The following is a 20,318-nucleotide window of genomic DNA, read 5'->3' on the forward strand; positions in this document are numbered from 1 at the left end:
TTTTCGAAGTGCATGGAGGCGTCGTGCGTTGTCACGCTCAGCCAGAGCGGCCGAGAGCGAGACAGGTATCCATCCAGTCGGGTTTGAGAGAGAGGGCGTTGTCGTCCCAGCTGCAGCATTCCAGCAGGAACCAGGGACAGAACTCCCAGTCGAACGAGTCATCATAGCCATTGCCGCCCTTATGGGCAGCGATCCAGCCGATATGGCAAGCGCGGGCAATCGCGCCTACCCGATCGCGAACATAGGCCGTGCCATTTATGGAGCGGACAGAATCGGCATGGACCGCGAGACGGGAGGCAGGTTCGGCTGTGCAGATCGCTTCCCAGAGGCTCATGGCAGAGTCGGTCAGGAGCTCTTCGGAGATCTCACCACAGGCGCGGGCGATATCTTCATCGGCCACGTTGTCGATATGGACGGCATGGCCATCAGAGCTAAGCATATAGATGCCCCAGAAATGGGGCGGGATGCCGTCAGGTGGCAGGCCGATACGGCCTCTGGTTTCGCCTGCGGCCGGCGCGTATTCAAAGCGCGGGCCATATTCGAGCGTGATGTGATCGCGAGACGATACGGGAATGGTGACGGACTAATCCATGACGGGAATCCTTGTTGCTGGAGAAGCATCGCCACGGGTGCGCGCATGGCGGCGCGCCCGTGCGAGCGGGTTCACAAAAGGCTGGGGATGGGATAGATTGAGGGAGTGGGGATCGAGCTTTCGCCCGACCCCCTAGTCTCTAGAACGTAATGAGAGAGACCCGGATCCGAACTCGCCAGCTCGTCCGGGTCTTTTTCACGTCCAGAGAGAAGCTAAACGGTAAAAGCCACATCAGCTTCACTCCCTTCAGCAGGGAAGGCGTATCGCCGACTGCCTTTCGATCATCAGGTTCAACTTTATCCCGTCATTTCTCGGCGCTGAGGTCGGAATGGGCCGTCAGTACGGAATGCGGATCCGGGTTGGCATCTGACGCGATGGAGACTCGATAATTCGAATTGGGGTTTACGGTTTTGAGGCAGAGGTTTTGGTGGGTGCGGCTTTAATGTCTCCGTTTGGGTTTTCAGCTTTGCTGAAAGCACGGCAGGTGCCTCTCCCTCGCACTTAGTGCGAGGGAGAAGGGGCTGGTGCAGATATGGCAGGGGAATTAGGCCAGTTGGCCGACTTGCTTAGCTCGGTGTCATAAGAACAATCCGATTTTTCTTGGATATCATTCCAACTGATCTGATGAGCCACGACATTTGCTTGTTCTACATCACGCTGGAGAACCGCAGGCATCGCCCCTTGCCGTGCATCGGCATCGGGTTTGATCTTGATCGACACTGGCTCCTACAAGAAACGCAGTGCTGAAATTTCGAACTGAGACCCTACCCCTGATCTGTGTTGCCTGCCTGAAATCGGAAGGTAGGGTAGACGGGACTACAGGGGGTAGCGGATGGGCGACGTACTTCATCCGAGGTTGATCGGACAGATTGCCTCAATTCTTGGCACGATCAGAACGCACGGGCTGTTGAGCGAGCGATGGCTGGAGGCGCAGCTCCATGAGGCTATAACCATAAGACGGGCGCGCTTGCCCAACGAGGACCGGGAGGTCGGCGCCCGGCGCAACTGGCTATCGCGCCTGGTGAGAAAACCCCTTAATGATCGTGGCCATGCGAAGCGCTGTGCCGAAGTCCTCCTGCTCAAGGGTGACGTTTCGTCCGATCAGATACGCCGCCACCTGACCGGAAAGCTGGAAAGCAGGACCGCGATCTACGCTATCCGGGACTATCTGATGCGCCACGGCCTCGCATCGCTCGCAGCGCCACTCGACGCGCTTGGCGATGAAGCCTTCGCCAATCTCATTGATGCCAGCGTTTACCGGTTTGCCTATGGCCGGTTTGGCGAGGTGGAGTTTGATCAGCAGCTGATATTCGGACAGACGAGCGGCGCGTATGTGATCTACCTTAAAGCGTCGGGCTCAGGTGTTCTGGAGCGTCGGCTGTTGGCCTTCCGCAGTGACCCGCTCGTCAGCGGTGTTCGGGCCGTCGAGCTTTACAGGGAGAACGGGAAGCTGCGGATGAGGACAGGGCTCATTGCTCCGCGGATCGGCGTTCATTCCGTTCTCCTGTCAGACGAAATCAGTCCGGCGCTCACCAGAGACCTGCTCAATTCGTTTTCTTCCGATGCCGCCGACAGCTCCATGATCGACGGCGTCCTCGCAGAGGCCATGCAGAGCCAGGACGGCCGGTCATGGCTGGAAATGCACAGTCTCGCCTTCTACAGTCTGCGCAGCGATAGCTCGAACCGGATCAGTGGGGCTTTTCTCGATGGAGACAAGTTTGGCGCGATGGTCGGGCGGCGTGTCGAAGGAGACAGGATCACTGGCGGAGAAATCGAAAAGCTGGCCCCTTTGGGGCGAAGCAGCGAAGCGGATCTGGACCGGGCCGACCGCATACTGATCGACGAGATGCCACGCCTGTCGGTGGATGAGCTGATGCGTGAAGTGGCCACCAGGATAGAAGCTAGTTGATGTTGAAGGACACGGAGGCCCCATCATACCGTCCAGTTCTGAAGCACTCATTTTGAGCGTTTGCTGCCTGCAAGCGGCCGTCGGCAACCGAACAGAGGAGAGAAACGATGCGTGCAGTTCGGTGGTTAGCTACGACGCTCGTTGCTCTTGTCGGTTTATGTGCTGGCGCAATTCAGTTGATCGATTTTGCGTGCCCAAGGTTCGGGGTGGCGTGTTCTCTGTCGAGTAATCCTCCCAGTGTCGAGCGTGTGATCGGCCCGAACGCTCGAAGTGTTGACATACGCCTGACGCGGGAGCCCGAAACCTTTGCCGGGCTACGTTACCGGATCGCGTCCGGCCTGTTTGGTGGTGAACGCGTTGAGGTGCTTGCCGTATTCGATGACGCCGAATTCATCGTTCATTCTGACTCTTTGGACGAACGCCGGTTTGTGCCGGGAGATTCCGACAGTCTTCGAGCCGTAAGCGGAGCGCTTGTGGCAGAACGGGAGGCAGATCGCTCGTCGGTAGGCATTCCCGCCCGAATTTTGCTCGTTCTTGCAGATGAGCTGATTGTTCGCCGGCATTTCCTCGTTGAGTTCGCACCCGGCTTACCTTCGCAGGAAAGTTTCGACATCACCAATGTCAGCTTCTCGGTGGCCGGCCGGCGCCTTTCATTCGACTTGTCGGCCACTGCGCCATCGGTGTTCATTCAGGGGCGAGAGGTGAGCTTGCAACAGAGCTCCCGAGTCAGTTCAGGCGCGCGATGGGCCGATCGGGTCCAGATCACCCTTACCGACGGGTTCGAGGTCGAAAGTGTTCAGACAGCGGCGGGCCTCGATCTAATCGCCGAAATTGAGAGCCGTAGCCAACAGTACACAACGTGCCGGGAGGAGAAGCCCGAGCTGTTCCGTGCCAGCTTCCCAGATTTTGATCGGGGTTTCGTGACATGCTGGAGCTGGGAGCGGTTCTTTCGGACTGATGTCGAGTCTGGTTTTACTGCTCCGGGAACTATTGTTTACAGTGTTCTCGACGTCCGCCCGGTCCGGGCGGACGTCATGGTTCACCGGGATCACGGCGTTGGTCTAGAGCACACCGGGATATGTTTGGCGAACATGGATAGTGACGTGGTGATTGCCACGGGCGCCTCAGGGCAATGGGTAGTCCATGGTTGCCGTTTCGAACGGCAGGCCCGTGCCTCTGAGCGTCAGCCGTATACGACGTCAGGCTACAATGTGCATTTCTACTTCCAGAGAGCCGAGTGGGCCGACCCCGTACGACACACCATAACATGTGACTGCAGCACCCTCTGGCTCAGAGAATTTGTGTTCGACGAAGAGCGGCATGAGCTGCGGTTTTTGGCAGATACAAATGGGACAGAACTGGAAATTGACGGGACGTTGCAAACTACTGGCGTCACGCCTGCCATGGACGGCAGCAGCGTCGAGGCCCGGATCGAGATCGTCCTGCGCTACGACGGCGCTGGTGTGCGCGATCGGGCCATGATCCGGGCAGGCGGTTGAGGTCTGCAGTGAGGCCGACTTTCGTCCGATGATCTGCCAGCCGCCGTAATAACAGTGCTGAGCTGAGCCTGTCGTACCCCTCATCCATTTTAGGATGGCTTTGCCTTTTCACGGGGCCTGCGGCAAGCGCCAAAGAGCGCCTACCCTATCGTCCAGTAATTCTAGTATTTTTAGATTTGCGTTCATGTTCAACGTCAAACCGCTAGTGCCAAACATTTCAGATAATTGGTTTCTATCTCGAAAATTTCTAGTACAGATTGCGAATTCGGGGTATACTTATATGAATTGGGGAGGGCAAAATGAACATACAAATAATTTCAAGCATTTCCTTGGCCCTGGCTCTGTCTCTAACAGGCTGTGCGCAAAGGGCAGGCGATCTGGACGATCAGCGGCAGCGAGATGCGGACCTCGCATCGCCTAGCTCTACCGCAAGGGCGTCACTTTCATCTGATCTTGTTGGGTCATTTTCCCGCGGCCCCCATGAACTCCATTTCAGCGGATTGACGTGCGACGATCATCTGCCCTACGGCGCGCCAGGGGAAGTCTCCGCCCCCGAAGGGGACCGGGTAACGGTGTGCCAGTGGTCCGGTGACGGCCAACAGGCCTTTTTCGTCTCGCGCTATGACCGCAGCCGCGTCTCGGCAGACTGGACCGCTTACACCCTGACACGGGACATGATGCTGGCGGTTGCCCGGAGCGAAATTGTCCGCCGGGAACATGGCGTGGATTTCCAGCCAGACCCGCAGATCGAGACCGAAGCCTTCCGCTCACCCGGGCATCGGAGCTTTACCGGGATCGGCAATCTCACGCCAGCCCATGACCGTGGTCATCTGGCTGCGGCCGAGCCGTTCAAATGGAGCCTTGAGGGTTATCAGCGCACTTTCATGGTTTCGAACATCGCAATCCAAGCAGGCTGGTTCAATCAGCAGCTCTGGCAGGATGTCGAGGCGCAGGTGCAGGGCTGGGCCTGCGATCTCGGGACCGTTCATGTCGTAACCGGGGTGGTGCATGGCCAGGAGCCGCAAACCTTCCCGCTCCGCCAGCGCAATGATGCGAGCCACATACCGGAATATTTCTACATGGCCGTATACACACCGCACGAAGGTGGTCATGCCGTCGGCATACACTTCCCCAATGCCGTTCCGCCAGCTGATGAACGCGATATCCGTCCGGAAGCGGGGGCGATCACCATCGTTGAACTTGAGGCGTTAACTGGTCTGAACTTCCACCCCCATATGGATCCAGAGCATCAGTTGGCCGTAGAAGCCCTCCCCGTAGCGGAGTCCATTTGGAGATTTGACTATCCGCGCAACTTCCAGTGCCGCGAATGAGGTGAGAGCCGCGACATTTCAGCGGCGAGGCGGCAATAGCCGCCACCGGATGCGTCCTCACAGAATCCACCGGATCACCGCCACTAGCAACAGAACGATGGCCGCGCCTCCATAGAGCAGGGCGCCGGGCAACCATGAGGGCATCTCCCTGCCGGTTGGCTTGGGCTGCTGATGGTTGCCTTCACCCCAGTAATTCACTGCGTCTTCCCCTCATTTCATGACGCTGGAAGCGGGGCCCGCCCCTGCCAGCTCAGGTGACGTCACGGGCGACGCGACTGTCTGAAGCGCTGCACTTCCGCGTCACTGACGTCCGAGGCAAAGCACTTCGGAGATGCGCCGCCCGGTCTCGAATAGGCGCTCCGCCCCCCGCACCGCCGGCCAGCCCTGTCAGGGTTGTACGGACAGGGGCAGTTGCCAGAGTAACTTGCGATGCTTTGCCGGATTATCGCCTGACGGATCTGCTCGTCCGTCATGTTCGCAGGACTGGGTGGTGACGATGGCTGCTGGTTGCCGAATGAAGGCGCCGCAGACACCAGCAGAAGGCTGGTGAAAAGCAGTATCACAAAGCGCATGAGGCAATCCCCGCTGCAAACCCTCTCCATCAGGTCATCGGAGAAGCGGGGAGTCCATCGAAATCTGGTCGCCGCCCGGTCGGCTTATCGCCCCGGGCCAATCAGCTAGAGCCAATCTGGAGCTGGCTGTGCTGGCTGCGAGGGCCTAGCCTGGCCACCGGACGTCCACCGCAATCGGACAATGATCCGACGGGTGGCGCTCGCGGGGGCCAGAAAAAGTCGTTTCGAAGAACGAGCCATCGACCTTGAAACGGGCAGCCTCTTCGTTGAGCACCAGAAAATCGATGAACTCGGCATAGCGCGGATTGCATCGAGGGCTGATCCCGGCGCCGGCAAGGCGCAGCGGTGCGGGGTCGCCGTCATTGAGATCGAGCCAGACGCTATCTCCTTCGACCTCCAGGCGCCTGTTGAAGTCACCGCCCACGATAACGCCACGGCCAGCGGCGCTGCGTTCATCAATCCAGCTTTCGAGAACCGGGACTTGATCGAAGAAGACCGGGCAGGCAGATGCGGCATCGCCGCTGAAGCAGCCTGATTTGAGGTGCACGCTCATCAGGTCGAGCGGCGCTTCTCCCGTCAGCGTGATGGCAACACCCCAGCGTAGCCGGTCCTGACCTTCGACATCGAGTTCGGTAAGGGCTGGGAGGACAACATGGTCGATCCCGCGGCGCACTGCGATAGCGGTGGACTGCATGGTCAGGCGCGTGCCGTCGTCGCGGCCCCGGCACAGCGGGTAGTCATCCTGTTCGCCAGCCGGGCGGGCTTCGACGTGAAAAGTCCACTGGGAAGGATCGAAGACACGCGCGAGTGCCGCCTCGTTCTCGATCTCCTGCAGGAGCCATATATCAGCGCCGACCTCATCGATAATGGCCGTCACGCGCTGATACCCGGCATCGTCGCGCGGCGCACACCCCATGCCGTTTTCAGCAGCAAGGTGCTCGATATTCCATGCCGCGATGCGTAGCCCGCCGGGTACAGGGGCCGGCGCAGACGACCTCTCGCACGCGGTTACCAGAGCAAGCGCACCCAGCGCCGGAATCATCCATTTCATCGCGGGGACCTCCATTGATAGTGCAAGTATCGCGTGATCACGTCAGGCCCGCTAGGCGCCATCAGCGATAATATGACGTTGCTATCCAGGTTACGGGGGCCTGTTCGCCGGATCTGTTCAATAGGCGTTCTAAACAGGGGGAGTATGGTCTTGGCCGCTCGCTCCCCCATGAGCGCTAATGTGTTGCCCGCGGACGATGGCGAACTCGGGTGCCGGATGGCGCAGCGCCCACTTACGTATCGATCAGAGTGGTGATCGGTCCCAATATTCGCGGTTGCTGCGTGACTACTGCCCTCTGCCTGTTCGAGGACACTGGCTAGTATTTCCTGACACCGACCGGGACCAAAGCCTTGAGCAGGCCCGCCGTAGCATCAAGATGGCGGCGCATGGCGCTGACCAATTTGACATCAGCGGTATATTCGGTGGCAGCCATTTCCGCCACTTGCACGAACATCGACAACTGAGAAGCCACAGGCTGAACGGGCGGGCGGCGGACTTTTAGAAAAACGATCTTGGTCATGATCTTGTGCAGGACCGCCTCGGCATCATCCGCGATCGCCAGATAGGCCGCCTTCTCGAGCGGCGTGGCCCCCTTGGACACATCCTGATGCGCCAAGACCCTTAGCTCGACGAGCCGGTCACGTTCTTCCTCGAGCAGACGGATAGCATCATCTACATCCATAACCGGTTCCTTGGCTTAACGAGCATGATAACTGCGATCAATTGGCCGCCGGGTTCTACAAAGGCTGCCTATAACCGAGGGTCGGATGAGTGCCAACAGATTTGCTAGAACTGCGGGGAAGAGATCCGCGATATGCACACCAGCGAAAGGCGCCGCCGCGTAAACCTGACGGCCTCCCGTCCGGCATCACCTTCCCGGCCTATTTTCCTTTTGCCGGCGCCTCACCCAGAGAGCCAGCCAGTTGCAACAGGTGGCGGCGGATTTTGCGGTCTTCGATACGATTGAAGGCTTGGGCGAGTTGCACCCCTTCCCGGCTTCCGACGAAGTTTGAGATTGCCGCTGCTTCATCCTCGTTGCGCTTCAGGGTATCTACCGCCTGGTCAACGTCCTCGTAAAAATAGCCAACGGGCACCTCCAAGGCACGAGCCAGCTCATAAAGCCGACCTGCGCCGATCCGGTTGACCCCGTTCTCGTATTTCTGAAGCTGCTGGAAGGTAATCCCAACCTTGGCCGCGAGCGCCTGCTGGGAGATCTGCATGACTCGGCGGCGCAGGCGGATGCGGATCCCGACATGCCGGTCGATAAGGTTAGGCGTTCGTGGACTGTCTTTAGACGCCATGGCTTTTGTATCCGGTTTCTAGACCCGCTCCCGGTCACCGTTTTCGATGGCTGGATCACAGGCCGCCAGCTCACCGGTCTGCCGGTGCCTGACGATTATCTGATAGCGGTATGACTTCATGATCTCGCACGCATCTTCAAGTACGACACTTCTGCGTTCTGGATCACCGAAGCTTACCTCGAAATCATCCGATTGCGGAAATATGGCGATTCCAGGCCAGATTTTCCCGTCCAGCTCGAACTCGTGGAACTCCCACTCCTCAGCCGCCAGTGCGAAAATGAGCCGTGTCGGATAGGTGATCTGGAAGTCGCCGGAACTGGCTCCGACATAGACTTTATGGGCGGTCTGTGCGGCGCCGCCGGCTACTTCCTGATAGGGATAGACCCTTACCAGGATGTGCAGGACGTTGGGGCCTTCATGACCAGCGCCGGTAAAGATATCGGTATCGTTCCTAGCCTTCATTGTCTGTCCCTTCGGTATTTAGGTTCGACGCGGTCTCTGGAGCCTCGGGACGCGCCCAGAAACTCAGATAGTCGGGGCGCGCATAGCCCGCTTCTTCAAGCTCTGAGCGGATCGTCATCGCCTGATCACGCTCGCCTGCGAGCCAGTAAACGCGCGATGCCAGATCATTCATGCGCAGGTCGCCAATCAGATCGACATCGCCGATCAGCGCCATGGCTTCACGCAATACACGCTGCGTCTCAGGCCTTCCCAGCGCGATGAAGGCATCATGGCGTAGAAGCTGAGCCCTCAGGGCAAGCAGGCGCGCATTGGCGCGGCCCGCTTCCAGCTCGGATGTCAGACCGGCAAGTGCATTGGCCGCGCTGACAGCCGCCTCATCATAAGCACCGGCCGCAAGCGCGACCTGACCGGAGAGAATGTCGAAACTGGCATTCTCCAGCACACGGCCGTCATAGCTGCCTTGCGGATCACGGCTTGCCCGCAGCCGCCGCGCCCGGTCGATCAGCAGCTGGGCGCGGATCAGCGCCGTATCGAATAGCGCCAGTTCGGCCCGGTCACGCTGCACAACCAGTAGCAGGCGCAGATAGCGCGCATTCTCAGGATCGCGTGCGGTGAGATCTTCCAGAAGCGATGCGGCCTGCTCCAGCGCCGCCGCGGCGCTGGCGGTGTCACCGGTGTCCACCCTTAGCGCGGCTTCGCCATGCACGGCGCTGGCCAGCCTGAATGCGGTGAGAAGATTGGCCGGTTCCTCGGCCAGCTGTCTGGCAAAAATTTCCCCCTCATCCCGGCGCGCATCGGCAGCTTCTGCCAGCTGGCCAGCGGCCCTGTAGGCGTCCGCTGTCCAGCCCAGCGCATTTGCCAGCTCGCCTGCATACTCACCGAACTCACCTTGCAGCGCCTCATAGCCAGCTCTCGCTACGCGAAGATCGTCGAGCGCCAGACCGGCCTCGCCACTCTCCAAGGCCATGACCGCCGCGTTCAGATGGGCGCTGGCTGCGCGCTGGCGTGCATCACGATTGTCCGGGGTGAGCGCCAGGAGCGCATCGGCATATTCCCGGCTTGTATCGAGCATTGCACGCGCTCTTGCCATATCGCCGGCGCGATAGGCAGACACACCGGCTGATGATGTCAGTTCGGCAAAAGCCAGCAGGCTGCCAGCATCTGCCCGCAGGCCGGGCCCGCCCTCGCCTAGCGCCAGTGCCATTGAAAAGGCCTGCGCAGCACCTGACCGATCACCGGCAAGATCACGCGCCTCGGCAAGCCAGGTCAGCAGCCGCATTCGTCTGGCCACGTCATCGGGCGTTGGCGCAGGCGGCATGCCGCGTTCAAGGACGGCCTCTCCGGCTGCAATCATCACGCTCTGGCGGGCACTCGCCTGCAAGGGGGAAGCGATCTCGATCAGCTGGCTGTCCGCAAAGCGGATGGCTTCGGCCTCGGCAGCACGGCTGAGTTGCAGCTCGTTGCCCAGGTGGACGTTGAAAATTCCAAGCGCCAGGCAGATCGCCACGGCAGCCGTCAGTGCGATAAAAGAGCTGCGCAGATAAAGCCCGCGCCGTGTCCGGGGCACATTTGTGCCAGCCAAATCCAGAATCTTTTTGCCCACCGCATTGATATCGGCCGGCTCCCGGTCAGGGTAGATGGACCCCGCAAGAAATGGCGGCGGCAGAGACACGAGAAGCCCGTCCGGTCCGCGGTCGCAGGCGAGAACTGGCGGCAAGGCCGGCTCTTCGCTGCTGCCGCCAAGCTCTACGCGTACCAGGCGTTCGCGCGGCGCGCTCCGGAGAAATCCGGCAACAGCGCGGCTGACCGCAAGGTCTTCGACAGTCGCTTCCGAATAGCATACGACGAGCCAGCCGGGCACAGGATCGGTCTCCGCTTTCCAGCCAACGACGACCGGACTGCCCTGGCGCATCAGCCAGGCTGCAAGCCCCCACACGCGGGCACGGTCGCCGTCCGAACAGATCAGCGCGATGACAGCGGCGTTATTCATGGCCACCCCCTCCGTTGAGAGGGGCTGGTTGCAAGACCGGTTCAGCAGTTACAGCTTTCAACCCGCCTGTGAGCAATTCCCCGGCCAGATCCGTCAGATGAGAGGCCAGGGCCGATCGTTGCCCGGCTGAAAGCGGCGCTGCAGCGTACAGCAACTCAGCATAAGCAATATCGAGCTCACGAATGGAGCCAGGGTCAACCGGCACAAATGAGGTGATCGGCACACTCAAAATGCGCGCAATCTCCACCGCTTCAGGAAAGCTCGGATCGGCGCCATCATAAATCTGCATGAGGCGGGCAAGTCCCAGAAACTCAATCAGCTCCTGCTCCGCAGCGAGACCGCGATGGGATGCAATAAGCTGAATGCTCGCCCCGAAACTGGGTAACGAGAATTTTCTGGTCGCCTCGTCGCCCCCTCCGGCCAAATCCCCAACCCGGTCAGCTGCCCCTAGAGAATCAATCATTTGTAGTAATTCACTTTTTACGCAACCCCCTACTGCCGCAATGCTACTTATACGTATAATTTCTGCGCTTACAACTACCGCGTAAATCGCATTACGGCGTCGATTGCAAACTCCTGCCAACACCACTGCTCGGGGCTCACGGATAGCAGCCAAAGTGGCGCACTCGATGACAACCATTGAGGTCGGCCAGCGATAATTGCGTGATAACATCAGCACTCCGACAGTGGATGACCATTAAATCACTGCGCGCCTTACAGTATTTTATATCAATTTACTAAAAGGACCGAAAATATAACCGCCACTAAATTTGACCCGAAGTGCATAATGCTTAAACAAAAAATACTTTCTAAAAAATTATATTGAACCCGGTAATGCAAATAACACAAGGCGTACAAACCAAATGCCATGGCCGCTGATGTTGAGTGCACGAACCCATCGTGCATCAGGAACGCCACACACGGAACAACTATAATCGCAGCAAAAATGCGAAGGGCCTTATTAAATCTAAAAATTTCAATAATTAGTATTATAGCAGCCGACTCAACAATTGGGGCAAAAACCAATACAACAAATAGGCCGCCGCCGCCCCAAAGAAACGCCGAAAAATTAAATTGTATCAAAAACTGTATTGCTGGTGCGAACAAAAACAACGATATAGCTGTTGTTAAAAGCTTTATTGCCGCGCCCAGAGAAATTATCTTCACCACAAAAAGTAGAAAACTTTTTTCTCTACGCAGAATAGAAGATGCCACTAACGTGGCATCTTCTGAACGGTCAAACCTAAGCACTTCGAAGAGCCCTATCCTCAGACACGGACAGCTGTGGCCCTGCGTCCACTTGCCTGTTCATCCAATCGATAATTTCTCCGAGTTTCGAAGTGAAAGGAAGGTTCGCTTCATTACCAAAATCTTGCCAATTTTCGAACCATGGGAATGCTCCACCGGAAACCAGAGCGACTTCATCAGCTTGAAGGGTTTTCATTACCTACTTCTCCAAAAATTGCTACTTGTTTGATCGCATTTGCAACCTCATGCACCCTACACACAACCGAAACGAGAGCAACTTTTTCAATTTTTGTTTCTTGTTTTAGTTGTGGAGAGATGTCTTTCTATCTTTTAGTGCAGCATGTTAAATGGAGCTTCGTCACGCACGCACCGCCATCACTGGATCGATAAACCATCGCCATAACGGGCGCCGGTCCACGATCACGTCGGCCATCACGGTCATACCGGCTTGCAAAGGGCGCTCGTCGCCATAGGCCGCCAATGCCTGTTGCCCAAGCTCCACCCGGAGCCGATATACCGGCTGGCTTACCGGAATAGGGCCGGCAACTTCGATTGGTGACAAGGCCGATGTCGAAATCTCGATCACATGCCCGCTCAGCGTACCAAAGCGCTGATAGTTGAAGGCATCGACGCGCAAGCGCACGTCCTGGCCGTTGGCGATGAAGCCCGCAGCACTCGTCGGCACCAGAAGATAGCCCTGGAGGACCTGGCCTTCGGGGAGTATGGCGGCTAGGGGTTGGTCCGGGCGCACCGTAGCACCCAGTTGGGCCTGTATGGCTGTGATCTGCCCGCTCACCGGAGCGCTGAGCACATAGCCGGCGGCGCGGTCCAACTCCTGGCGAGCCTGTGAGAGGGCAGCCGCTTCACTACGCAGCCGCGACAGAGCGATATCATGGTCCAAAGGAAGTTGTTCGAGGGCATGCTGGACTTCGCGCCGTTCGCTGCGCCGCTGGATGGTCAGCGCGTCGATATCCTCTTTCGATGTAAGCGCCGCCAAATAGCCCTGCCTGCGTTGATCGACATCAGCGCGCGGAGCAAAGCCGCGATCAGCGAGATCTCGCCAGCGGGCAAGCTGCGCCTCGGCGACTTCAACACTCTCGCTTGCAAGGGCGGCGCGGACCGTAAGACGGTCCAGTTCCGAGGCGAGTGAAATCAGACGCGCTTGCAGCCTTTCTTGCTGCTGGCTGAATTGTTGTGTCTGGGCTTCACGCTGCAACCGCAGTTCGCTGATCCGGCTTTCAATCTCAGCGCGCTGAGACGACGCTGAGCCACCCTCGGCCCCGAAAAGCTCGGTGCTCAGCCGGATGACCGGATCACCCGCCGAAACCGTTTGGCCTTCCTCGACGAATAGCTCTGCCACCACACCGCCGCCAACAGGGGTGATCGTAGCAATACCGCCCTCGGGCGCCAGATAGCCAACAACCGTTTCCTTGCGGGAGAACTCTGCAAAAATCACAAAGATTGCCACGCCGAACGTGATGGCGCTAAAGGCTAGCGTCATCACAGCCAGTATCCGTGGCTGCACAATCACCGCCTCGCCCATGCCTGTGTCGGATCTGGCTTCAAGAACTTCCCGCCGAAAAAGCATGCGGCCCGGCTCCCCTGTATTGACCCTGCACCTTCAGGATGTAGCAATCCAATAACCGGGGCAACGGCGGAAACCAATTATCCATGATTGAAGAACTGTTCCATCGCGGACGGATACCAACGATTCTCCAGTCGGAAGCCTCTGAATGCGGGCTGGCCTGCCTGGCCATGGTGGCATCCCGGCATGGGCGCAGGACTAATCTTGCAGAACTGCGGGCAAAACTATCGCTGTCGTTAAAGGGCATGACGCTGCAGGGGCTCATGCAGGCAGCAGACGGTATGGGGTTCTCCTGCAGGGCCGTGCGGTGCGAGCTGGAGGAACTCGGTCAGCTCCGTCTGCCAGCGATCCTTCACTGGGATATGAACCATTTTGTGGTGCTGGCCTCGGTAAAGCGCGGACAGGCGGTTATCCATGACCCGGCACGGGGCCAGCGCGAGCTCTCTCTTGCTGAAGTGTCAAAGAGCTTTACCGGCGTTGCCCTGGAGCTGACCCCAACGCCGTTTTTCGAAACCAAGCGTACCGTTGCCACGCTCAAGCTGGGCGATTTCTGGTCACGCATCCGCGGGCTTTCGGGCAGTCTCTGGCAGCTCTTTTTCCTGTCACTCTTGCTTCAGCTCTTCGTGATCGTGGGGCCGCTGGTCAATCAGATCGTCGTCGATGAAGCGATTACCAAAGCCGATCTTGATCTTCTCAATACCGTGATCATCGGCTTCCTGATCCTAACACTCCTGCAGGTAGCCATAACGGCCATACGCGGCTTTGTTGCCATGTATCTGGGCAATCTTATGACCTTCCAGATGCAGGCCAATCTGCTGCGGCATCTCATGCGCCTGCCGGCTGACTTTTTCGAAAAGCGCCATGTGGGCGCCATCGTTACACGCTTCCGCTCCATCGAGCCGATCCAGAACCTGATCACATCGGGAGTCATCGGGGCGGCGCTCGACGGGTTGATGGCCATTGGCACGCTCATCTTCATGTTCTTCTATGCGCCAACGCTCACCCTAGTCGTGCTGGGTTTTCTCGCGCTGTACTTCATCGCGCGCTTTGCAAGCTTTCCCTATGTGCGACGTATGACTGAGGAACAGATCCAGACCTCGGCAGACGTTCAGTCGCATTTTCTGGAAACAATCCGCTCGATCCGCCCGGTCAAACTCTTCGGCCGGGAAGAGCAACGCCATAATCGATGGCAGAACCTGTTTGCCACCAACCTGAACATCGGCATCCGGCTGGAACGGTTTGGAATCTGGTCCGGCTCCGGTCATGCGTTGTTATCAGGTGCGCAGACACTTATCGTTCTTTATCTCGGAGCACGCGCGGTCATCGCCGGAGACATGACACTCGGCATGCTGTTCGCATTCCAGTCCTACAGATCGTCGTTTACTGGCGCTGCGATCGGACTGGTGAACACGCTCTTTTCATGGCGGCTTGTCGGCCTCCATCTTGAACGCCTGGCCGACATTGCGCAGACCGAACCCGAAGAGCCGCAGGAAAAGCTTCCCTCCCTGCCCCAGAAGCTTCAAGGAGCAATCAGCGTACAAAATCTGCGTTTCCGGTATGGCGACCATGAGCCGTGGGTTATCGACGGTATCAACCTTGATATTGCGCCAGGTGAGAAGGTCGCCATCGTGGGCCGGTCGGGTGGGGGCAAGTCCACTCTGATGAAACTGCTTCTTGGTCTATATACCGCGCAAGAGGGCAGCATCGGCTACGATGGCCGCAATCTTGTTCATCTGGGACGGCGTGCGGTGCGCGCACAAATTGGTGTGGTGATGCAGGATGACCGCCTGCTCTCGGGTACGTTAGCGGAGAACATTTCCTTTTTCGACACAGCATTGGATATGCGCCATGTAGAGTGGTGCGCAAAGGCTGCAGCCATTCACGATGAGATCACCGCCATGCCCATGGGCTATCTCAGCCTTGTAGGCGATATGGGCTCGGCGCTGTCAGGCGGGCAGATACAGCGTATCCTCCTAGCCCGCGCGCTCTATAACAGGCCTTCGATCCTCATGCTGGATGAAGGCACGGCCAATCTCGACAAGCAGAGCGAGGAACGGATTACACAGGCCCTTGCGCGAATCCCCGTCACGCAAATCATCATTGCCCATCGGCCACAGGCGATAGCGTATGTCGATCGGGTAATGGAGATGTCTGATGGACAACTTCGAGCGTCGGGCTCAGAGCAAACGGCCCAATAATTGAGGACCCGGAGGGTTCCAGACCATAGGCAGAAAGCCGGAAGTTAGAGTTTTCCGGCGGTGATCAGGGGGGCGAGCTAATTATACAAAGTTGCCAAGAGGTTGCACCCAATCGCGCTGTGGCATCTGCTCTAGTTGTAGTCTATACGCCAAGTCTCCAGCTTTTCGCAGGCGCCGGTAAGGCTCATGAACCAATTTGCGGGCACGCGGATTAAGTTCGCTGCCACGAACCGTACTCCGATTCAGCGATCTCCTCATTGTCACCGACCTCCGCTCTCAGCATCCAGGTATTCGCGTATGCGGACGACAGAGGCGATATCGCCCTGCTTCATTATCTCGACAGGTGTGAAGCCACCCAAAACCTGATTTGGCTTTTTGACCCAAGCATATCCGCGCCAGGGATCCGTAAAGAGGTGGCGAAGCCGTTTTTGGATGCCCAAGAGCAAAGAGAGCCGCATAGCTAGTCCATAATCGATATGTTCAAGCTTGCCCTGTTTCCAGCGCGCGAAGGTGCTTGATGACAGACCGCCGAGTATTGCACAGGCCTCATCGTCGGTAAGCGTCCATTTTTCAAACAACCGGACGGCAGTGCGTGCCAATGCAGCCGCTTCGGCTTCGGTTATGAGAGGCTCATCGGGTGCCGCCTTGGTGCGTGAGCTGTCTTCGCCCATGCCCAGGTCCTCCTCAATGCGTCAGTTCAATATCCGCCAGTTGGCAAGATGATCGTTGATGGTGCCAGATCATCGTTCGACCCGACGCGCCCCACCGCGCCATAGAGCGCTCAGACTGGTTCTCCGGGCGTGTTTTCCGGCACTCAAGCACCTCTAGCCGGAATAATAGCTGCGGTAATTCTTGTAGTAGTAGGACGAGCCTTCGTAGCCATAACGGGCCTGCGCATCCATATCGACCTGCGCGAGTGTGACCCCCAGGACATTAGCTCTCACATCGCCCAGAATATCGAGCGCGCTCCTGGCAGCTTCACGCGGGGTGGTCTTCCATTTGACGTTCATGATGACCGCATCGGCGCGCGCGGCGATGACGCGGGTATCGGTCACGGCCAGAACAGGCGCTGTATCGATTAGCACCAGATCATAACGCTTCCGCAGACTGGCGAGGAGCGATCTGAAGGCATCGGAGCTGAAAACATCGCGCGGTGTGTACTGCGACTCCACGACGGGGAGAATATGCAGACCACGCTCGGCGTCCTCGGTCAGGACGTCCTCCAGCGAACACTCCCCGGCAAGCACCTCCAGCAGGCCTCTGGATGCGCCTGGCACGGCCGCCTTGGTCAGCAGGCGCCGGCGCAAATCACAATCGAGGATGATCGTAGTGGAGCCTGCCATGGCCGATATCCGGCCCAGCGAATAGGTCGTGGTCGTTTTGCCCTCGCCGGGCAGAGCCGAGGTGATGGCCACCACTTTATGGACCTCATCGATATTGGACAGGAGTATGGCCGAGCGGATGACACGGAACGCTTCAGCGATCCCTGACAACGGGTTCTCGCGAATATAGTCGAAAGGCTGGCTGCCGGCCGGCAATTTGCCTTGTCCGAAGCGCCCGCGTGCGAGCATCGGGACAGAGGCGATATGCCCGGTGCCCAGTTCGCGTTCGACATCGGCTTCAGTACGCACGCCGTTATCAAAGGTCTCGAGCAGGAAGACGGCCCCTACCCCCATCATGCCGCCCAGGACCAGGCCAAGGGCCAGATTGAGCAGCCAGTTGGGCGAACTGGCTTCCAGGGGTATGGCGGCGCGCGCGACGATGCGGGCATCGGCCGTTGCCAGCTCGTCCTGCTCGCTGGTCTGACGGAAGCGGTTGAGGAAGGACTCAAAGAGTGTGCGTGAGGCCTGGGCCTCACGCTCCAGTTCACGCAGGCGCACCAGAGCCCGGTTATTGGTAATCAGCTCGGTCCTGAACCCGGAGAGCGTGTTCTGCAAGGACGCCACGCGCTGGCGCGCGACATTCACCTCGGTTTCCAGCCCTGCGATAATGCGCTGTATCTCCCGGTCAATCTGCTCTTCCAGATCAGCCACTTCACGTTCGACGGCCAGGAATTCGGGGTGGCGCGGGCCATAGCGCGAGGAAAGATCGCTCCGGCGCCGGCTGGTCTCGGTCTGCTGGGCGCGCAAGGCCCGGATCGTTTGCGAGCGCAGCACCTCCCCGATCGTATCAAGCGATGCGCCGCGCTGGAGCTGGGTCTGGACACTGCGCAGGGAGGATTCCGCTGCCGACAGCTCGGCGCGCTGAATGGCCAGCTGGGCATTGAGATCCGCGATCTGCTGCTCGGTCAGATTACTCCCGCCCGCATCGAGAAGGCCCTGTTCGGCGCGATACATTTCCACGGCCTGCTCGGCGGTACGGACCTCTTCGCGCAGGACTTCCAGGCGCTGATTGAGCCAGGTATTGGCCCGCTCGGTCGCATCGAACCTGGCTTCAAGCTGGGAGAGCAGATAGAGGTCAGCAAAGGCATTGGCGATGCGCGCTGCCTTCGCCGGATCTTCAGAGGCAAAACTGATACCAATGACGTAAGTCAGCCCCGACCGGCGCGCCGTCAGCCGGCCAATGACCGTATCGGTTACCCGTTCAAGAGCCGGGTCTTCATCACTGCCATCGCCGGCGGGGACGATCTGAGAGGGCAAAAGTGCCGTGACAAAGCCTCGCACACCCGCGATCACACCGCCCAGGCCAGAGGGCTCACGAAGCGCGCTATTGAACTCAGGATCGGAGACAAGATCGAGGGAACGCACAACACTCTGGGTCAGGGACCGGCTCTGAATGAGCTGAACCTCGGTATCGATGGCCGCCGCGTCCGATCCCACCCCGCTCAGGACCGCTTCCATATCGATAATCTGTGAACGGCGCTGATCGATGATGACGCTCGCGGTGGCGGTATATTGCGGCGTCATCTGCATGGTGACGATGATGACCAGCGCAAAGACGGCAAAGGCCACTGCGATGAGCACCGGCAATCGCCGGCGGAAAATGCGGGCCAGATGACGCAGATCGATCAGATCGTCACTGCCTGCCGCTTTACCCCTGCCAGGATCTGCCTGCACCATATCCGTCTCTACCTCTTAAAATACCTGACGCGCCCGGCTGGCACCCGCCCATGATAAACCGCTACAGGCTCCTATTATAAAAAGGAGCCTGTCCGCGATAGCCAGAGCTTGCAAAAGGGGACCCAGAGCCATTCAGCGCCTAGTATTGCAGCACCAGGCCCAGCGTGAAGCGATTGACGGTGAAATCCCGGTTGGCCGCTGCGCCTGACGAGGTCTGCTCGAAATGGCTGTAGGATGCGCGCAAGCCCATATTGCGGTTCATCAGATAGGTCGCCTGGGCGGTCGCGCCCCAGCGCTCATCTTCCCGGTCAATGCCCTGATAATCATCACTGCCATAATCGAGGCGGCCGGTGAGGATGACATTGCGGCGAAGCTCATGATCAAGCTGCGCCGAGGCCGCAGTACCGACATAGCCTGCTGCGGCGGCAATGCCGGAATCTTCGATACTGCGCTGGGCCGTGAAGGTCAGCGTGGTAAGCTGGGTGGGGAACCACTCGATCAGGCCGTCAATGCTGAAACCGTTAACATTGGCAAAGCCCGGACTGTCATAGTCCTGCTTCATATAGCCAAGGCCGAGCTCGCCGCGGGCAAGTCCGCCCAGATCAAACTCGACGCCCGCATCGACGGTGTATCCGTTTGAATCGCGGTTGAGCGGCACGGCGGGCGGCGAGAGGCGATGGTCGCGTTCATTATGGCGATAGCGCACAAACAGCGCGGTATCCGGGCTGATCGCATAGTCTGCGCGCAGCGTGTAACGGTGCAGATCACGATCCCGGAACCCTTGCGAGGCGACACCCCCGCCAATCAGGGCAGCATCGTCATAATCGCTGCGCGAGAAGTCATAGCCGCCGCGCAGGCGCAGACGGTTGAACACATGATCGCCGCCAAGGGCAAAGCTCGTCGTGTCAAACCGGATCGGCTCGGCCGCAGAGCCTGCTGCGCCAGCAGAGGTGCGCGGTTCAGTGGCACGGCTGTGGGAGGCAGAGAGGTTCACAGCTGTGCCGCGCGCGACATCAAGCCGGCCCGCTGCCCCGAATGTGTAGTCGGTCGTGCTCTCCGACCCGAAATCGGCATACTCCCGGGCCACGACATTGGCAAAGGCATTGAAGGCGTGATTGGACCAGGTTGTATCCATGGTGATCGAGGGGTTGATCACGAAAATGGTGTCGGACTGTTCTGCTGTAGCCGTGGCAAAGATGTTGTCGTTGAACTCGACACCCAGATCAGCGCGGGGCCGGAAGATGAAGGCGCCAGCGCGCACGCCCAGCGCGTCATATTCAGGCCGTGGGCGCTGCATGACCGAGATATTCCGGTCGCGGTCCCACAACCATTGGGCGGAGGCTTCGCCGCTGATGATCACGCCTGACCCGGCAGCAGAGATCAGCATTATCGCCGTCAGACCTGCGCCCGTTACCCGCTTGTCATTCCTGCCCGCCATTGCGGCCCCCAATTGTGATGCAGACCCATGCCCCGCCCGATACGGAGCACGTCATTCGGTGTCAGCCCTGGCGCGCTTTGGGC

Annotated in this window: 16 protein-coding genes; 4 read left to right on the forward strand and 12 right to left on the reverse strand. The window is 58.8% G+C overall.

Translation table 11 applies throughout. From position 1 onward, the window contains the following. Nucleotides 1-37: 37 nt before the first annotated feature. The gene (locus ACTIGC_RS08105) at nt 38-439 is read right to left on the reverse strand and encodes a hypothetical protein (RefSeq protein ID WP_439633910.1); all 402 of its coding nucleotides are present in this window, start codon (nt 437-439) and stop codon (nt 38-40) included. Nucleotides 440-1,424: 985 nt separating this feature from the next. On the opposite strand from ACTIGC_RS08105, the gene ACTIGC_RS08110 reads away from it, so the two are divergent. The 3 genes from ACTIGC_RS08110 to ACTIGC_RS08120 all read left to right on the forward strand — a co-directional run bounded on the left by ACTIGC_RS08110 (nt 1,425) and on the right by ACTIGC_RS08120 (nt 5,331). Then, complete coding sequence (locus ACTIGC_RS08110) at nt 1,425-2,501, forward strand: hypothetical protein (RefSeq protein ID WP_439633911.1); 1,077 nt, start codon at nt 1,425-1,427, stop codon at nt 2,499-2,501. A 107-nt stretch (nt 2,502-2,608) separates the two neighbouring features. Continuing rightward, nucleotides 2,609-4,000, forward strand: coding sequence for a hypothetical protein (locus tag ACTIGC_RS08115; RefSeq protein WP_439633912.1), 1,392 nt, complete (start codon nt 2,609-2,611; stop codon nt 3,998-4,000). 500 nt (nt 4,001-4,500) lie between these two features. Then, complete coding sequence (locus ACTIGC_RS08120; protein ID WP_439633913.1) at nt 4,501-5,331, forward strand: DNA/RNA non-specific endonuclease; 831 nt, start codon at nt 4,501-4,503, stop codon at nt 5,329-5,331. Between the two features lie 717 nt (nt 5,332-6,048). On the opposite strand, the gene ACTIGC_RS08125 is transcribed toward ACTIGC_RS08120, so the two are convergent. The 8 genes from ACTIGC_RS08125 to ACTIGC_RS08160 all read right to left on the reverse strand — a co-directional run bounded on the left by ACTIGC_RS08125 (nt 6,049) and on the right by ACTIGC_RS08160 (nt 13,543). Continuing rightward, complete coding sequence (locus tag ACTIGC_RS08125; RefSeq protein WP_439633914.1) at nt 6,049-6,954, reverse strand: endonuclease/exonuclease/phosphatase family protein; 906 nt, start codon at nt 6,952-6,954, stop codon at nt 6,049-6,051. Between the two features lie 316 nt (nt 6,955-7,270). Further along, nucleotides 7,271-7,636: a hypothetical protein gene (locus ACTIGC_RS08130; RefSeq protein ID WP_439633915.1), complete on the reverse strand. Its 366-nt coding sequence runs from the start codon at nt 7,634-7,636 to the stop codon at nt 7,271-7,273. A 199-nt stretch (nt 7,637-7,835) separates the two neighbouring features. Then, the gene (locus ACTIGC_RS08135; RefSeq protein WP_439633916.1) at nt 7,836-8,255 is read right to left on the reverse strand and encodes a helix-turn-helix domain-containing protein; all 420 of its coding nucleotides are present in this window, start codon (nt 8,253-8,255) and stop codon (nt 7,836-7,838) included. Nucleotides 8,256-8,273: 18 nt separating this feature from the next. After that, nucleotides 8,274-8,717: a hypothetical protein gene (locus ACTIGC_RS08140; RefSeq protein ID WP_439633917.1), complete on the reverse strand. Its 444-nt coding sequence runs from the start codon at nt 8,715-8,717 to the stop codon at nt 8,274-8,276. Next, a complete protein-coding gene (locus ACTIGC_RS08145) occupies nt 8,707-10,707 on the reverse strand; it encodes a hypothetical protein (protein WP_439633918.1) in 2,001 nt (666 codons plus the stop codon). The genes ACTIGC_RS08140 and ACTIGC_RS08145 overlap by 11 nt, the downstream gene beginning before the upstream one ends. Beyond that, on the reverse strand, nt 10,700-11,347 hold the full coding sequence (locus ACTIGC_RS08150; protein ID WP_439633919.1) for a hypothetical protein: 648 nt from the start codon (nt 11,345-11,347) through the stop codon (nt 10,700-10,702). Before ACTIGC_RS08150 ends, ACTIGC_RS08145 begins: the two co-directional genes overlap by 8 nt. Before the next feature lie 89 nt (nt 11,348-11,436). Then, nucleotides 11,437-11,958 (reverse strand): hypothetical protein, encoded by a 522-nt coding sequence (locus tag ACTIGC_RS08155; RefSeq protein WP_439633920.1) that lies wholly within the window; start codon nt 11,956-11,958, stop codon nt 11,437-11,439. Nucleotides 11,959-12,313: 355 nt separating this feature from the next. Further along, on the reverse strand, nt 12,314-13,543 hold the full coding sequence (locus ACTIGC_RS08160) for an HlyD family efflux transporter periplasmic adaptor subunit (protein ID WP_439633921.1): 1,230 nt from the start codon (nt 13,541-13,543) through the stop codon (nt 12,314-12,316). 83 nt (nt 13,544-13,626) lie between these two features. Here ACTIGC_RS08160 and ACTIGC_RS08165 point away from each other — a divergent pair, with 83 nt between their 5' ends. Next, nucleotides 13,627-15,738, forward strand: a complete 2,112-nt coding sequence (locus ACTIGC_RS08165) for a peptidase domain-containing ABC transporter (RefSeq protein WP_439633922.1) — start codon at nt 13,627-13,629, stop codon at nt 15,736-15,738. A gap of 260 nt (nt 15,739-15,998) precedes the next feature. Here ACTIGC_RS08165 and ACTIGC_RS08170 read toward each other — a convergent pair whose 3' ends face one another. From ACTIGC_RS08170 to ACTIGC_RS08180, 3 genes are all read right to left on the reverse strand, one after another. Then, entirely contained in the window at nt 15,999-16,409 is a 411-nt protein-coding gene (locus tag ACTIGC_RS08170; RefSeq protein WP_439633923.1) for an MbcA/ParS/Xre antitoxin family protein, read from the reverse strand. A 153-nt stretch (nt 16,410-16,562) separates the two neighbouring features. Then, nucleotides 16,563-18,797 carry a GumC family protein gene (locus ACTIGC_RS08175; protein ID WP_439633924.1) on the reverse strand — a complete coding sequence of 745 codons (2,235 nt, stop codon included), beginning with the start codon at nt 18,795-18,797 and terminating at the stop codon, nt 16,563-16,565. Between the two features lie 139 nt (nt 18,798-18,936). Next, nucleotides 18,937-20,235 (reverse strand): outer membrane beta-barrel protein, encoded by a 1,299-nt coding sequence (locus ACTIGC_RS08180; protein WP_439633925.1) that lies wholly within the window; start codon nt 20,233-20,235, stop codon nt 18,937-18,939. Between the last annotated feature and the right edge of the window lie 83 nt (nt 20,236-20,318).

It is taken from the genome of Glycocaulis sp., from assembly GCF_051859565.1.
In the GTDB taxonomy this organism is placed as follows: Bacteria; Pseudomonadota; Alphaproteobacteria; order Caulobacterales; family Maricaulaceae; genus Glycocaulis.

What these genes read in the sequence shown, in the direction of transcription:
- ACTIGC_RS08135 (WP_439633916.1), bottom strand. Translation starts at nt 8,255, where the DNA reads ATGGCGTCTAAAGACAGTCCACGAACGCCTAACCTTATCGACCGGCAT.
- ACTIGC_RS08115 (WP_439633912.1), top strand. Translation starts at nt 2,609, where the DNA reads ATGCGTGCAGTTCGGTGGTTAGCTACGACGCTCGTTGCTCTTGTCGGT.
- ACTIGC_RS08175 (WP_439633924.1), bottom strand. Translation starts at nt 18,797, where the DNA reads ATGGTGCAGGCAGATCCTGGCAGGGGTAAAGCGGCAGGCAGTGACGAT.
- ACTIGC_RS08105 (WP_439633910.1), bottom strand. Translation starts at nt 439, where the DNA reads ATGCTTAGCTCTGATGGCCATGCCGTCCATATCGACAACGTGGCCGAT.
- ACTIGC_RS08160 (WP_439633921.1), bottom strand. Translation starts at nt 13,543, where the DNA reads ATGCTTTTTCGGCGGGAAGTTCTTGAAGCCAGATCCGACACAGGCATG.
- ACTIGC_RS08150 (WP_439633919.1), bottom strand. Translation starts at nt 11,347, where the DNA reads ATGGTTGTCATCGAGTGCGCCACTTTGGCTGCTATCCGTGAGCCCCGA.
- ACTIGC_RS08125 (WP_439633914.1), bottom strand. Translation starts at nt 6,954, where the DNA reads ATGAAATGGATGATTCCGGCGCTGGGTGCGCTTGCTCTGGTAACCGCG.
- ACTIGC_RS08180 (WP_439633925.1), bottom strand. Translation starts at nt 20,235, where the DNA reads ATGGCGGGCAGGAATGACAAGCGGGTAACGGGCGCAGGTCTGACGGCG.
- ACTIGC_RS08130 (WP_439633915.1), bottom strand. Translation starts at nt 7,636, where the DNA reads ATGGATGTAGATGATGCTATCCGTCTGCTCGAGGAAGAACGTGACCGG.
- ACTIGC_RS08170 (WP_439633923.1), bottom strand. Translation starts at nt 16,409, where the DNA reads ATGGGCGAAGACAGCTCACGCACCAAGGCGGCACCCGATGAGCCTCTC.
- ACTIGC_RS08110 (WP_439633911.1), top strand. Translation starts at nt 1,425, where the DNA reads ATGGGCGACGTACTTCATCCGAGGTTGATCGGACAGATTGCCTCAATT.
- ACTIGC_RS08140 (WP_439633917.1), bottom strand. Translation starts at nt 8,717, where the DNA reads ATGAAGGCTAGGAACGATACCGATATCTTTACCGGCGCTGGTCATGAA.
- ACTIGC_RS08165 (WP_439633922.1), top strand. Translation starts at nt 13,627, where the DNA reads ATGATTGAAGAACTGTTCCATCGCGGACGGATACCAACGATTCTCCAG.
- ACTIGC_RS08145 (WP_439633918.1), bottom strand. Translation starts at nt 10,707, where the DNA reads ATGAATAACGCCGCTGTCATCGCGCTGATCTGTTCGGACGGCGACCGT.